This is a genomic window from Chlamydiales bacterium, from assembly GCA_031292375.1.
Lineage (GTDB): Bacteria > Chlamydiota > Chlamydiia > Chlamydiales > VFKH01 > JARLHF01.
Genome location: JARLHF010000024.1, coordinates 22,268 through 37,566, shown reverse-complemented (window position 1 = coordinate 37,566; position 15,299 = coordinate 22,268). Strand labels below are relative to the sequence as shown.

The window sequence follows — 15,299 nt, the reverse complement described above, 5'->3', positions numbered from 1 at the left end:
CTATTGAAGTCCATAAGGTGCTTGGAGGGCCTGGTTTGCTTGAAAGTGTATATGAGTCTGCATTATGTCATGAATTGTCGTTGCAAGGATTGCAAATTCAAACACAAGTCCCTGTAAATGTAATATACAAAGGGTGTAGAACGCATCATAAATGATAAATTATAAGTCTCCGTGTCTCCGCGTCTCCGTGTTTTAACTATTCAAGTTATTGATTAGCAGATAGTTGAAAATCGAGCTAGCGTTAAATAATAACAAGATAGGCAGGATCAGGCACGGGATTGTAGTTTCGAAAGAAGTTCTAATGAAGAATTGTGCATATACTCATAAGTTGTAAAATAATTTTTGAAAATGCTTGAGAGATTCTTGCATCTCTTGCACAGGCTCTTGCCAGCTTCCCTCTTTCGTCTGCCGAAAGAGCTTTGCGCTGTTATACCAATACGATTTACCTCCCTCCATAAACCACCACCAACTTGGCTCTATGGGAAGTAACACCCACACAGGCTTATTTAAAGCACCTGCAATATTTGCTACTGTATTATCTGCTGTAATAACAAGATCTAAATTATCTATTAAATCCACAAGCTCATCTAAGGGTGTAATCTCATTTGTAAGACTTATAATATCCATCTCTTTTGTAATACTTTCCATCTGCTTTTGATCTAACACACCTTGAAGAAGGTAAAAGCTTGCATTTGACAAGCCCTTAAAAGACAATAAGTTAGTAAGAGGTATTGTTTTAATAAGCTCATCTGCCTGAAAAGCAATGCCTATACGAAGTGATCCTTTTTCAACCCAATCTTTATAGATAGATTTTCTATCTAAGGCTACCTTCAAATAACCATCCACATAAGGTATCGTCGTCAATGTTGTATTAAAAATAAGGGGCAGAGCTCCAAGTGGCACTCTTAAATCATATAAAATCTCATCTTCCAATTGAAGCGGACTTTTTACGTCTATACCCATTGAATATTGAAAAGTTTTCTGCATACCCATAGGTGGTACAAAAATCACATTTGCACCAGTTTCTCTTAAACGAAGAAGATAGCGAGAAAAGAGAATCTTATCTTCTATAGGCTCATCAGCATAAACATATACGGACTTATTTTTAAGAGAGTCTTTTTTTAATAAAGATTGCAAAGCCTCTACTTCTTTTTCTCTTCTTTCTGGAAAAACAGTGCGAAGATCCTTCATAGACACATAAACGTACTTAGAAAAATAAGGATCGATTATTGATGCTCTTAAATAATAACTTAAAGCCTGATTTAACATGCCTTGCTTCTCAAATAACTTTCCAAGTTCATCGTAAGCTGGAACTAAACCTGGATTAAAAATTAATGCCGATTGCAATTCTCGCATTGCATCTTTTATATTGCCCTCCTTTTCTAAGGCGATACCAAGGCCAAAGTGGGCATTTGCGTCCGTTGTGGTATATAAGATGGCTCTTCTGTATGCATTGACAGCCTTTTGCAGCTCATTTTTCTCCAGATAGTGATTTGCTTCTTGCATGAGCTGTTTAGTAGTTTTATATCCCATTTCATTAGGAGCCTCATCAAAGGCTTCCACACTAAAGCAAAAACAAGGCAAAAGTAATAAAAGAAGTCTAACGATCATCATGTAACCTCAAGCTGTGTTCTAATCTTAAATTTTTTTATCAAAAACTCCTGTAAAGATTCAAAATACAGAAAGACAACAGGTGTCAAAAACAGCGTAATCAATTGAGAAAAAATGAGTCCTCCAACGATGACAAGGCCAAGGGGCTGTCTTACGGAGCCTTCCTCTCCTAGTCCAAGAGCCACAGGAAGTGATCCCATAATAGCTGCAATCGTTGTCATGATGATGGGTCTAAAGCGAATAAGGCAAGCTTGATAAATAGCCTCATGGGCTGTCTTTCCAGGCTCTTTTAAAATCACATGAGCGTAATCTATCATCATGATCCCATTCTTTTGCACAATCCCAATAAGAAGCATGAGTCCTACCATTGCATAAAGAGATAAAATTTCCCCAAAAATTAAAAGCGTAATCAGCGCACCAAGAACGGCTATGGGAAGCGCCGAAAGCACCGTTATAGGAAGAATGATGCTCTCATACAAGATACCCAAAATAGCGTAGATAAAAATAACGGCTACAACAAGAAGAAATACAATACTGTTCATGGTAGCTTCAAAAGCAAGAGCTGCCCCTACAACTTGTCCCGTTACTCCTGCAGGAAGCGTATTAGCAGCAAGGTTCTCCAACATAAGAGAGGCCTCACTCAAAGGCAGATCCCTTGCAAGATCAAAAGAGATGGTAACGGACGGAAACTGATTATAATGATTGATGCTCGATGCACCCAGCGTTTCTTTCCAAGAGATTAAATCCTCTAAAGGCACCATGTTCCCAGTTGTTGGTGATTTGAGCCATAGAGACTTTAAGTTTTCTGGCTTTTGCTGATAGGCAGGATCTACCTCTACGACAACATAATATTCGTTAGCTGCCGTCAAAATCGTAGAGACCTTTCCACCTCCATAAGCAAGCCCTAAAAGATTTTCTACGCTAGAGGCATTGAGGCCATACATAATGAGATTTTCTCGGTTTAACATAATGGACAAGCGAGGCGTGCTTACCGTGAGATTATTGTTAACATTTTCAAAACCAGAAAGCTCCTTTATTTTTTCTGTCATGATCGTGCTATAAGTATATAAATCTTGTAAGTCAAAAGAACACACAACATATTGGTAGGAACTATTACTACCAGTACCTGTAGAAAGATCGATCAAAGGCTTACTTTTTAAAAACACATTGATGCCAGGCACTTCTCGCAGCTTTCTGTCTAACTCCTTCATGACCTCCTTAACAGAAGATCTCTCAGCAAGGGGTTTTAATTTAATATACAAGCTGCCATTATCATTAAATTCACCTGAGCTAGACTCAAAACTTTCTATATTTTTATCTTGTCTCAACACTTCATTCACCTGCAATTGTTTTGCATTTGTACTTGCAGAAGATGAACCTTGAGCCGTTTTGATGTATCCATCAATAAATCCAATATCTTGGTCATTATTTAGACTACTTGGCAAAGACCTAAAAATTAAAACAGTACAAATAAGACAGAGAATACCTACTCCTAAAGTTATTCTAGGATGCTTTAATACTTTAGCAAGTAAAAAGCCGTACTTCGTAATTAAGAACATATTCAGTTTTTCAGAAAACGTATGCTTTTTATCCGCTGGATCTTTTTTTTCTCTTGCAGGGATAAAACGACTACATAGCATAGGCGTTAGTGTCAGGGAGATAATTCCTGAAAATAAAATGGTAATGACTATTGTAACGGCAAATTCATGAAAAATTCTTCCCAATATCCCTTCCATAAATAACATAGGAATAAAGATGGAAGATAAGCACACTGTCATCGTAAAGACAGTTACACTAATTTGTGAAGAGCCCTTCATTGCAGCTTCATAGGGCCTCTCACCAAGTTCTGCATGCCTTACAATATTTTCTAAGACAACAATGGCATCATCTACTATAAAACCAATAGATAGTGTCAATGCAAGAAGCGACAAATTATCTAGGCTATAATTTAATAATTTCATCACAAAAAACGTTCCTACAATCGACATAGGAAGCACAAGAAGAGGGATCATTGTATCTGTTATCTTACCCAGATAGATAAAAATAACCATGACAACAAGAAAAAAGGCGATCAATAAAGAAGTCTTTACATCGTCTACAGACTGCGTAATAAAGTCTGCATAGTCAAGAGTCACTGTAAGCTTTATAGAAGCTGGCAATGAATTTTCCAATTCTGGTAAAATCTTTTTTACAGATTCGCTAATTTTTACGGCGTTGGCGGAGGGCTGCTTAAATACACCCAAAGCAACTGCTGCTTCATTGCGATCCTTTGTGATAAAAGTACTGTAGTAATGCGGATTTTGCAGCCCATCTACTGCTCTACCAACCGCTTTAAGTGTCAACGGAGCATTGTTTTGAAAGCTGATGATCATAGAATTATAGGCTTTTGCATCATTAAGCTGCCCATCTGCATCCATAAGGAAATAACGCGTTGAGCCATCAATATCACCTGTGGGAAGATTAGCATTATCTTGCTGCACCGTAGAAGAAATCGTAGCAAAATCTACCTTTCTTGCAGCCAAGAGCTCTGGATCCATCTGAAGTCTTGCAGCGTAGGGAGAGCCATAGGTTTGAATTTGCCCAACACCCGGAAGTATAGATATTCTCTCGCCGACATAAGTGTTAGCATAGTCATAAAGATCAGACAGGCGCATGACAGGAGATGAGAGCACAATATAGAGGGTAGGCGTTTGCGATGGATCAAGCTTTTGATAAGATGGGTTTGTTGGCATATTTGGAGGCAATAATGGCTGCGTTGAAGAAATTGCTGCACTCACATTTTCAGCTGCCACATCAATATTTGTATCCAATGTGAATTGCAAAATGATTTCAGATGAGCTTTGCTTGCTTGTCGATGTAATTATCTGCACTCCTTGAATAGACATAAAAGCTCTTTCAAGCGGTGTAGTCACAGAATTAGCCATCGTTTCAGGGCTCGATCCTGGCATGCCAGCATTTACAACCAATGTAGGATAGGAAACAGAAGGCATATTGCTAACAGGAAGCTCTCGATAAGAGGTAACACCCAAAAAAATTAATGCAAACACAAGAAGGCTTGTCATTACAGGACGTTTTATAAATGGCTCGGAAAGGTTCATAAGTAAACTTAATCTTTGCGCGGTTTAATATTAAATTTTCTTATCAAAAACTCTTGTAGTGCTTCAAAATAAAGAAAGACTACGGGCGTCAAAAATAGTGTTATCAATTGCGAGAAGATGAGTCCCCCAACAATTACAAGGCCAAGAGGTCTTCTTGAAGCGCCACCTGATCCTATACCAAGAGCAATAGGAAGAGAGCCCATGATCGCTGCAATAGTCGTCATAATGATCGGCCTAAAACGAATAAGACAAGCTTGATAAATAGCTTCGTGAGCTGTCTTTCCAGGTTCTTTTAGAATCACATGAGCGTAATCTATCATCATGATTCCATTTTTCTGTACAATTCCAATAAGCAACATAAGACCTACAAGGGCATAAAGAGAGAGAATTTCTCCAAAAAGCAAGAGGGTAATCAAAGCACCAAGTACAGCTATGGGAAGTGCTGACAGCACTGTTAAAGGAAGGATAAAGCTTTCATAAAGTATGCCAAGAAGCATGTAGATAAAAATTACTGCCATAATGAGCAGAAATGTCAAATTTTTCATGGTAGCTTCAAAAGCAAGAGCTGCTCCTACAATTTGACCTGTAACACCAACTGGAAGCGTTTCTGCGGCAAGCTTTTCCAATATGTTAGAAGCCTCACTCACAGGCAAGTCCTTTGCTAAATTAAACGATATGGTAATCGATGGAAATTGATTGTAATGGTTAATTGAAGATGCTCCAAGAGTATGTTTCCAGGTGATTAAATCCTCTAAAGGAATCATCTTTCCACTCTGTGAAGATTTTAACCACAAAGATTTTAAACTCTCTGGGCTCTCTTGAAATAGCGGATTTACTTCAATGATTACATCATATTCATTTGCCGGTGTTAAAATGGTAGAAACTTTTCCACCTCCATAAGCAAGTCCCAAAATATTTTCTACACTCGATGCATTCAATCCATACATGATAAGCTTTTCTCGATTCATTGATATAGCCATACGAGGTGTTGCTATAGAAAGGTCATTATTGACGCTTTCAAATCCTGGAAGCTGCTGAATTTTCTGGGTCATTAAATTCCCAAATGTATATAATTTTTTTAAATCGAAAGAAGATACTGTATATTGATAAGCACTATTACTACCCGTCCCAGAAGATAAATTAATAAGAGGTATGCTCTGTAAGAAGACATTCACCCCAGGAATGGCCCTAAACTTAGGGGTAAGCTCTTCTAGCACTTCAGGCATAGATAATCTATCTTTGGGTGGCTTTAGACGAATAAAAAGAATGCCACTATTATTTGATTGTCCAGCAATGGATACAAAGTCTTCTACATTGGAATCTTCCTTAATCACTTGATTCACTTTCAGCTGGTGCGCAATGGTTGCCAAAGAGGATGATCCTTGACTTGTTTGTGTATACCCTAAGATAAATCCAATATCTTGGTTATCATTTAAAGTACTTGGCAATGATCTGAAAATAAGAATTGTACATATAAGGCAAATAACACCTACAACTAGCGTAATTTTTGTGTGTGACAAAACCTTAGAAAGTACTGTTCCATAAATTTTAATTAAAAATGTATTAATGCGCTCTGACACCGTATGTTTTTTACCTTTCTCGTCTGTCTTAACTCTTGCAGGAATAAAACGACTACACAACATAGGAGTAAGTGTCAAAGAGATTGCTCCCGAGAATAAAATAGCAACGACAATCGTAACTGCAAATTCATGAAAAATACGCCCAAGCATACCTTCCATAAAGAGCATAGGTATAAAGACTGCTGAAAGACAGATTGTCATCGTAAAAATAGTTACGCTAATCTGCGAAGAGCCGTCTAAAGCGGCTTTATAAGGGGTCTTTCCCTCTTCTGTATGCCTTACAATGTTCTCAAGCACAACAATCGCATCATCAATGATAAATCCAATGGACAGGGTAAGTGCAAGCAAAGACAAGTTATCCAGGCTGTAATTCAACAGACCCATAACAAAAAATGTCCCTATCACGGACATAGGAAGTACAAGTGTTGGAATCACCGTATCAGTTATCTTTCCAAGATAGATAAAAATCACGATGACAACTAAAATAAATGACAAAATCAGTGTAAATTTAACATCGTTTACCGACTCAATAATGGATGTAGATTGATCGAAAATAATCGTGAGTTTAACCGACGCCGGAAGCGCTTTTGCAAGGTCTGGAAGAACCCTTTGAATTTCATGGCTTACTGCAACAGTGTTTGCTGAGGGCTGTCTTTGTATAGCAAGAACTGCTGATGCTTCATCTCGATCCTTAGAAATATAATTTGTATAGCTCTTATCATTCTGAATTCCATTGACAGCCTTTCCAACATCTTCCAGAGTAAGTGGTGCATTATTTTGAAAATTAATAAACATGGAATTATAGGCTTTGGCATCATTAAGTTGACCATTTGCATTCATTAGAAAATAACGTGTTGGACCATCAATGTCACCTGTTGGAAGATTTGCATTATCTTGCTGAACAATCGAAGAGAGCGAAGCTAAATCTAATCCTCTTGCAGCCAACAATTCAGGGTCCAGCTGCAACCTTGCAGCATAAGGAGATCCATAAGTTGTCACTTGCGCAACACCTGGAAGAATCGATAGGCGCTCGCCAATAAATGTGTTTGCATAATCATACAACTTATCTAGTGGAACAGTACCCGAAGAGAGCAATATGTATATGATAGGAGATGCTGCAGGGTTTACTTTTTGATAAGAGGGATTGTTGGGCATATTAGGAGGAAGCAATGGCTGTGTTGCTGATATTGCTGAACTTACATCTTCTGCTGCTACATCAATATTTGTGTCTAGTGTAAATTGTAAAACAATCTCAGATGAGCCTTGACTACTCGTTGACGTAATTGTCTGAATGCCTTGGATGGACATAAATGCCCGCTCCAGCGGGGTTGTAATTGAATTTGCCGTCGTTTCAGGACTTGATCCTGGCATGCTTGCATTAACAACAAGTGTAGGATAGGCAACAGAGGGCATATCACTTACTGGCAACTGCCTGTAAGAGGTTACTCCTAAAAATACAAGAGCGAAAATAATAAGACACGTCATTACAGGGCGTTTAATGAACGGCTCAGATAAGTTCATCAAGCACTTCCTGTGTTTAGTGGCAATTCTTGCATAGGCTGTACAGGTGCTCCTGGATATAAATTAATTTGCCCATCTGTTACAACAACTTCACCCACTTCAAGCCCACTTTGAATCACAACTTCTCCTTCCAAATATTCACCTGTGACAATAGGGCGCACCTGTACAGTCCCATTTGAACCTACAACATAAACAAAATCACCTTTTTGACCTGTTTGCACTGCAGAAACAGGGATAAGTACAGCATTTTCTTTTCTATAAAGCTCGGTTTTTAGGCGCACAAATTGTCCTGGCCATCCAAATAAGTCTTTGTTTGGAAAAACTGCCTTTACCAATATTGTTCCTGTTGTCGTATCCACTGTATTATTGATTACAACAACTTCTCCGATGATTGCTTTATCAAGATTATCTAAAAAAGATGCTGTAACTTTTAATGGACTTTTAGCTTGGTTGGAGCGCAAAACGTCTAAATTTACTTCAGGAATCGCGTAAAGTGCATAAATGGGAGCTACCTGCAAAAATGTTGTAATGGTTGCATTACTACTACCTGCAGTGATGAAGTTGCCTTGATTTACCTGGAAAAAGCCTACAACCCCGTCCATAGGAGCTCTAATCTCTGTATACTCCAAGTTAATTTTTGCAAGCGCTAAACTTGCAAGGTCTGAATCCACTGCCGCTTGTGCTTGAGCTACATTTTGCTCATATTGCTCATAATTAAGTTGAGACACATAATTTTGCGGTAATAACTCAGCATAAGAGGCAAGTGTTTGTTTTGCATAAAGTAGAGCTGCTTGATCCCTCAGTAAATTTGCGTTTGCAACCATCAAATTTGCCTCATAAATGCGAGGATCTATTTTCGCTATCAAATCTCCTTTCTTTACAAAGGCGCCCTCGGAAACTGGCACACTAATCAATTGACCACTTACTTGTGCAATCAAAGTAATCGTAATAGGGGATAGCAATGTCCCAAATGATGACTTTACAATAGGCACATTGGCACTAATGACGTCTGCAATAAGTACAGGTAATGGCTGTTGCACGTAGGGTTCTTGTTTCTTTTTAGATTTACATTCCGATGCAAAAAATAACACACACAATAAAGAGAGCATATATAATAGGCGTCTATACATAAATGAATTCATTCTAACCCCTCTTTCTTCAGTTCATTTGATATAAGTACACCGCGTGAATAAGCCAAATTAGCAATCGATGTAAACCAGTTAAACTCCGATTGGATGTAACTCGAGCGAGCATTACTCAGTGTTGTTTCTGCATTAAGTACATCAATGATCATTTTATTACCTGCTCTATAGCCAAAAAGTACAGCATCAAATGCCTCTTGAGCATATTTTAAATACACTTTACTATATTCGAACGTCTCTATAGCTGTTTTAACAGCAAAATAATTAGTGACTACTGTCAAAAGGGCCTGTAACTCCTGGTTTTTAAATCCAGCAATTAAAGAATCCGCTTGTGCTTCTGCCTGACGAATTGCATTGACAGTAGAAAAACCACTAAAAATAGGAATATTCACAATGAGAGACTCTGAAAAGTCATGATTATCATGCCCATCATTATGTACATAGGTACGCCCTCCTGTAAACTGACCATTAATCGTTGGCCATAGGGCTGAATATTGCTGCATAATCGTTGCCTCTTGAGCACGAATACCAGCTCTCAACCCCTCTAAGTCGGGCCTACAACATTTTGCTTCCGCGAGCATGCGCTCAATATCACATGAAATGCGCTCTACAGGAAGATGCTCTGGTTTTGTAATGTTGAGACATGTATCGGGAGAAAGCCCAAGTGCAACTGCAAGTGTTGCCCTTGTTGTTTCTACAGCCCCTCTTTGCTGCACTACAGTCATTTCTGTATTGACATATTGCGCTTTTGCTTGATAAACATCGACAATGGTATTTACACCTGATGTAAACATCGCTTCTGCTGCTAGAACTGCAACTTCTGCATCCTTCATATCTTGTATATCTGCCTCTAAAAGAGCCATTGCGCTCAAGTAGTTATAATACGCTTGAATTACGTTAAACATCACTGTCTGTACAGTCCAACTATAGTTCCACCCTGCAGCAATAAGAGACTCCCTCGCGTTTTCCATAGCACCAACACGCCCTCCAAAGTCCCATAAAAGATAAGAGACTGTTAGTTGAGGCACATAAGTAGTAACAGGTATTGCAATTGCCCCCGTATTAGGAATTTCTGCAGGAAGCGATCTAGTTGTAGTCCATGTAACAGCAATATCAGGGAAAAAAGCACTGTTAGCTTGCCCCAAATTTGCCGCAGCAACTCTTGAATTAGCCCACCCTTGCCTTGTCAAAGGACTATTATAAAGCCCTAAATCGACGAGTTGTGCAAGATTCAAGGGTTTACAAATGTCTGGTAAATCGACAGGGGCACAAGGATAGGGAGGTGGACATGCAAGTGGTTTGTTGTGGCACTTAGAAACAGGTAATATAGGAGGATCTGGAAGAAAAACCTGGCAGCTTGACATACATACAAGCACAGCAAAGCTCAAAGTAATCTTCCAAAAGATCACTTGTTTGTGTATAAAATACATGAAAACCTGAAACTATTTTATTTCATTTTAAATAAAGCATTCATATTGAAGAAAAATTTAAATATCAAGAACAGAATGCGCTCTCATTTTTGCAGATGCGATATTCAGTTCCTTTCGATGTTTTGCAACCGTGCGTCTTGCACAAGAAAATCCAAGCTTTTCTATCTCTTTTGATAATGTTTCATCTGATGACGGATATTTTTTATCCTCTTTTTGGATGAGCTCAAAGATAAGCTTTTTTACAGAATTTGAAGAGAGCTCTTCGCCATTTTTTCCTACATACTTTTGAGTAAAAAATGAGCGCAAAGTGAGCATCCCTCTTGGCGTTGCTATATATTTGTTTGCAACAGCCCTTGTAATTGTAGACTCATGAACCTCTAGCTTTTTTGCAACAGTTTGCATCGTCAATGGCTTCAAATAACCATTTGGATCCATTAAAAAGCTGTGCTGCTCTTTTAAAAGTAAATTTGCAATTTTATAGAGGGTAGAATTTCTCTCGTCAATACTTTTTAAAAAAGATTTTCCAAGAGATATTTTTTTTAAAAGATACTTTTTAGTCTCTTTTGGAAGCCCTTTTTGCTTTAGCAACTTCATATACTGAAAATTAAAGCGCAGCTTTGGAATAAATGCTCTGTTTACTTCAACAAAAAGCCCATGGCCCTCTTCGACTAAAAAAATATCAGGAGTCACGACAAGAGGCTTATTTGCTTCCATGCTTAAACCAGGATGCATATCCAATTTTGCAATATCATAAAAAAGAGCCTTTTGAAGCTCTGCACAAGAACAATGCAAAGATTCAATAAGAGCCTTCATACGTCCATGCAATAAGTCATCAAAACAAGAATCAATAACTTTATAGGCAAGAGTAGACTGTTTATTTAAACAGCTAAGCTGGATGAGCAAAGATTCTTGAAGAGTTCTTGCACCCACTCCAAAAGGCTCTAAAGTCTGTATACCTTTTAAAACAAAAGAAAGGGCATCTCCATCAAGACCATGACTTTTGCCAATTTCTTTTAGGTGTGTTGTTAAATACCCTTTATCATCTAAATAACCTATAAGAATTTCTGCTATCTCAAGGTCTTTTCCATCGAAAATAAGGTGCGCTTGCTCTACAAGCCTTTCAAAAAAGGTTGGCTTTAAGCACAGAGAATTTTCTTGATTTTGTCTATAAGTAAAGCTCTCTTTCGTTGTAAACTGATTTTGATAAGCTTCTTCCAAACGATTCACAGCGAATGCAATTTGGTCTTCATCCTCATATTCTAAAAGGGGATTAAGCTCTATTTCCTCTTCAATACAAGATGCAAGTTCCAAAATAGGCAGTTGCAAAACATGCAAAGCCATTTGCATCTCATGAGACATCATAAGACGCTGTAGCTGCCTTGTAAATTGACTTGTTGTTTGTATAAGTGCTAAATGTTGCGTACCATCATAAAGAGACATTGAGCGCTCGCATTAAACTCACTGCATCACGAATGCCAATACTTGGATGAGAAAATAAGAGATAAGTAGACTCTTCTTTTGGGCAAAATTTTTCCCAAAATACTTTATGGCCGCCTAAATGAAATAATTTATTTACAATACAGTAAACACCTCTGATAAGGCAAGAAAATAACTTGCCAAAGCCCTTAATTTCATTAAGTGACTTTGTTGGAGCAGACCCCGAAACTACAAAATGACACCCTTCACTTCTTAAGATATCAAATACAGAAACAATCAAAAGTTCCGCTGTACCGTGAGGTGCCTCTGGAGTCATTACAAGGTTTGTCAACAGATAGCCGTTATGGGCATCAAGCCGGCTCAGCATCACAGCACCTACCAACTCATTTCCCTTTTTTGCATAGAACCAACGCTTTCCAAAAGGATCTTCAAAAAATCTCACCTGCGCCGTATGAACTTGTGGCCCTTTTCTATTTTTTAACCAAGCTATAGCTACATCTTTGATATCCTTTTCAAGCTGCTTATCATCCCCTAAATATTCATATACTTTTGTGCCTTCATTGATTGCATGATGCACTTTTCTACGAACTAATCTTCCATGAGAACCTTCATGCTTTTGTGGATCATTACTAGGATCATAAGAAAGCTCTTCTCCAAACTTTATCAAAGCCTTACAAACATGACTCATAGCAAGGGTTGCAAACGAGTAAGAAGCTGAAACATAGATAATATGTTTGTGATGAGATTTACAATAATGATGAAAAGCTAATACAAGCTTGAGCATATCTTCTGATGCGCAAACAGGATCCCCATAAACTACAAAACATTTTAATTCTGAGCGATATCCAATGAGTCCATCGACCTCTGGTGTCGTAAAAATAAGAGAAGTTGGCTCTAAAATCGCATCAGTCCCAGCCCCACCAAAGCGCCTTAAAAGCTGTACAACTTTTTCTCTTTCCATTCAGACCTGTAAATATTCTTTTTTTCATTTATAAAAATTCTTAGCACATTACTCGATTTATACACAATAAATGTTTAAGTCCAAACAAGGCCCACCTTCTGAATGTATACACAAACAAGTTCAAGAATTGGTTTGTGTATATTCCCTTGGAATTTCAAAAAGGAATCTACTTGGCTTCATATACCTTGTAGTGCCCCACAAATACCTGCATTGCACAGCTGTTAAATAGAGATGATTTTTAGCCCTCGTCATTCCAACATAGCAAAGCCTTCTCTCCTCTTCTAATGCCTCAAAACTACCCCTTGCATTGGCATGAGGAAATAGATCTTCTTCCATGCCCACCAAAAAGGCTACATTAAATTCTAAGCCTTTGCCATTATGAATGGTCATCAGATGCACTTTTTCTTGAGAGGCATCCATTTCATCTAGCGTAGACTTTAATGAAAGTTCTTCCAAAAAGTCTGCAAGCGTCGCATTTTCCATAGAATGCTCCCACTCTCTTGCTTTTGCAAGCAACTCATCCACGTTTTCTTTTCTATCATTATACGTTTCAGCGTCTTCTTTCAAGTAATCTAGGTAGCGGCTTTTTCTAATAACAAAAGAGACAAGCTCTTGCAACGGACCGTGAAACGTCTTAAATTCATGAAATAAGCTTAAATACTCCTGAAGACTCTCTTTTTGTTTACTATTGAGCTTGATACCTATCTGGCTGCCTTCAGTAATTAATTTATGGCAAGCGTCTAATATAGAAAGATTGGCTTGCTGAGCAAATAAACGAAGCTTATCGATTGTACTATCTCCAAAACCTCTTTTAGGTATATTAATTGTCCTTTCAAAAGAAACAAAATCAAACGGGGAATGGATAAGGCGTAAAAAACCTAAAATGTCTTTAATTTCTTTTCTCTGATAAAAAGAGATACCTCCAACAATGATGTAAGGGATGCGCCTTCTAAGAAGAGCATCTTCAAATACGCGAGACTGAAAGTTTGTCCTATAAAACACAACAATATCATTTAATGAAGTATTTCTATTTTGTTTATGCTCCAAGATCTGATTTACAACAAAACTTGCCTCGCTTCTCTCATCATCTGTGATGTGCAAAGAGAGCTTTTCTCCTTTTCCAAGAGCGCTCCACAAATTCTTTTCCAATCTGCCTTGATTATTACGAATAAGTGCATTGGCAGCCTCTAAAATATTACTTTGGCTGCGATAATTTTGCTCCAATCGCACAATTTTAGCTCCTGGATAATCTGTTTGAAAATTCAAAATATTCTGAATTTTTGCTCCTCTCCAGGAATAGATCGATTGATCTGGATCGCCTACAACAAAAATATTGTGCGTCTTTTCAACGAGCAAACGAGCAAGTCTGTATTGCGCCTCATTTGTATCTTGATACTCATCGATAAGCAAAAACTGCCATTTATTTTGATAGTATTCTAGAACATCTTTGCGAGCTTGAAAGATCTTGACGAGCACATAAAGAAGATCATCAAAGTCCAATGCATTGTACTCTTTGAGCTTTGCCTGATAAGCTTTATATACCTCTGGAAACCATTGTTCAACAGGAGTTGCGCCAGAAGAAACATCCTCAGGGCCAATGAGCTGATTTTTAGCATTAGAAATAAGACCCTTAAAGACTTTTGCAGAAAATTCCTTATCTTTTAGCCCAAGAATATCTAAGCATCCCTTTAAAACACGGTTAGAATCATCTTCATCATAGATAAGAAAATTCTTACTGTATCCAAAAACATCGATGCACTCTCTTAAAACACGCACTCCCAGACTATGAAAGGTACAAATTGTAACAGATGCCAAAGAGAGCTTATGAACACGCTCTCTCATTTCTCCTGCAGCCTTATTCGTAAATGTTAAAGCCAAAATGGAAGAGGGTGCAACGCCTTGATTGATTAAATTAGCAATGCGATACGTAACAATACGCGTCTTTCCAGATCCTGCTCCTGCAAGAACTAATAGGGGGCCCGTCAAATGCTGAACGGCTATAAACTGCTCTTGATTCAATACTTGCGACATGCAAGAACTCCATAAAGTTAGATTTACTCAACGATAGAGAATACAGCATATACTCATATTAAACAAAGCATCACCCTACTTTTTAAGTTGATAATATTTTTTTTATTTAATATAGTAAAATTAAGTTGAAAATCTAAAGATTAAGGAGATCATTATGGACAAGAAAAAAACATCCACAAATTCATGGTTGCAAATCGTTACAAAAGCAATGCACGATGAGAGTTTCAAAAAGCGCCTATTACATGATCCTAAAAAAGTGATGGAAGAGCATGGCATTCATCTACCTAAAGAAATTACACCTAAAATTGTTGAAAACACAAAAGAGACAACTTATTTTATACTACCAGAGAAACATGCCTTTTCCAAACAACAACTTGCAGGCATTAGCGGTGGCGATCTAGGTTCAGATTATCAAGGTTTAATAAATGCTGGCATTCCACCTTCAGATCTCTTCTTCTAAATATACACAAGCAAGTTCAAGAATTGGT

9 protein-coding genes are annotated in these 15,299 nt (G+C 37.9%); 1 reads left to right on the top strand and 8 read right to left on the bottom strand.

The genetic code is table 11. The annotated features are described in order from the left end of the window. Positions 1–321 precede the first annotated feature (321 nt). The 8 genes from P4L16_04095 to P4L16_04060 form a co-directional block, all read right to left on the bottom strand. Positions 322–1,614: a tetratricopeptide repeat protein gene (locus P4L16_04095; protein MDR3624304.1), complete on the bottom strand. Its 1,293-nt coding sequence runs from the start codon at positions 1,612–1,614 to the stop codon at positions 322–324. Further along, positions 1,611–4,709: an efflux RND transporter permease subunit gene (locus P4L16_04090; GenBank protein ID MDR3624303.1), complete on the bottom strand. Its 3,099-nt coding sequence runs from the start codon at positions 4,707–4,709 to the stop codon at positions 1,611–1,613. The genes P4L16_04095 and P4L16_04090 overlap by 4 nt, the downstream gene beginning before the upstream one ends. Positions 4,710–4,717: 8 nt before the next feature. Further along, entirely contained in the window at positions 4,718–7,810 is a 3,093-nt protein-coding gene (locus P4L16_04085) for an efflux RND transporter permease subunit (protein MDR3624302.1), read from the bottom strand. Beyond that, complete coding sequence (locus tag P4L16_04080) at positions 7,810–8,952, bottom strand: efflux RND transporter periplasmic adaptor subunit (GenBank protein MDR3624301.1); 1,143 nt, start codon at positions 8,950–8,952, stop codon at positions 7,810–7,812. Before P4L16_04080 ends, P4L16_04085 begins: the two co-directional genes overlap by 1 nt. Then, positions 8,949–10,382, bottom strand: coding sequence for a TolC family protein (locus P4L16_04075; GenBank protein MDR3624300.1), 1,434 nt, complete (start codon positions 10,380–10,382; stop codon positions 8,949–8,951). The genes P4L16_04080 and P4L16_04075 overlap by 4 nt, the downstream gene beginning before the upstream one ends. A gap of 57 nt (positions 10,383–10,439) precedes the next feature. After that, a complete protein-coding gene (gene rpoN, locus P4L16_04070; protein ID MDR3624299.1) occupies positions 10,440–11,822 on the bottom strand; it encodes an RNA polymerase factor sigma-54 in 1,383 nt (460 codons plus the stop codon). Continuing rightward, entirely contained in the window at positions 11,809–12,780 is a 972-nt protein-coding gene (locus tag P4L16_04065) for a phosphatidylglycerol lysyltransferase domain-containing protein (protein ID MDR3624298.1), read from the bottom strand. The genes rpoN and P4L16_04065 overlap by 14 nt, the downstream gene beginning before the upstream one ends. Before the next feature lie 120 nt (positions 12,781–12,900). Further along, positions 12,901–14,811: a UvrD-helicase domain-containing protein gene (locus tag P4L16_04060; protein ID MDR3624297.1), complete on the bottom strand. Its 1,911-nt coding sequence runs from the start codon at positions 14,809–14,811 to the stop codon at positions 12,901–12,903. A gap of 154 nt (positions 14,812–14,965) precedes the next feature. Between P4L16_04060 and P4L16_04055 the strand changes: the two genes are divergently transcribed. Beyond that, the gene (locus tag P4L16_04055; GenBank protein MDR3624296.1) at positions 14,966–15,271 is read left to right on the top strand and encodes an NHLP leader peptide family RiPP precursor; all 306 of its coding nucleotides are present in this window, start codon (positions 14,966–14,968) and stop codon (positions 15,269–15,271) included. Positions 15,272–15,299 lie beyond the last annotated feature (28 nt).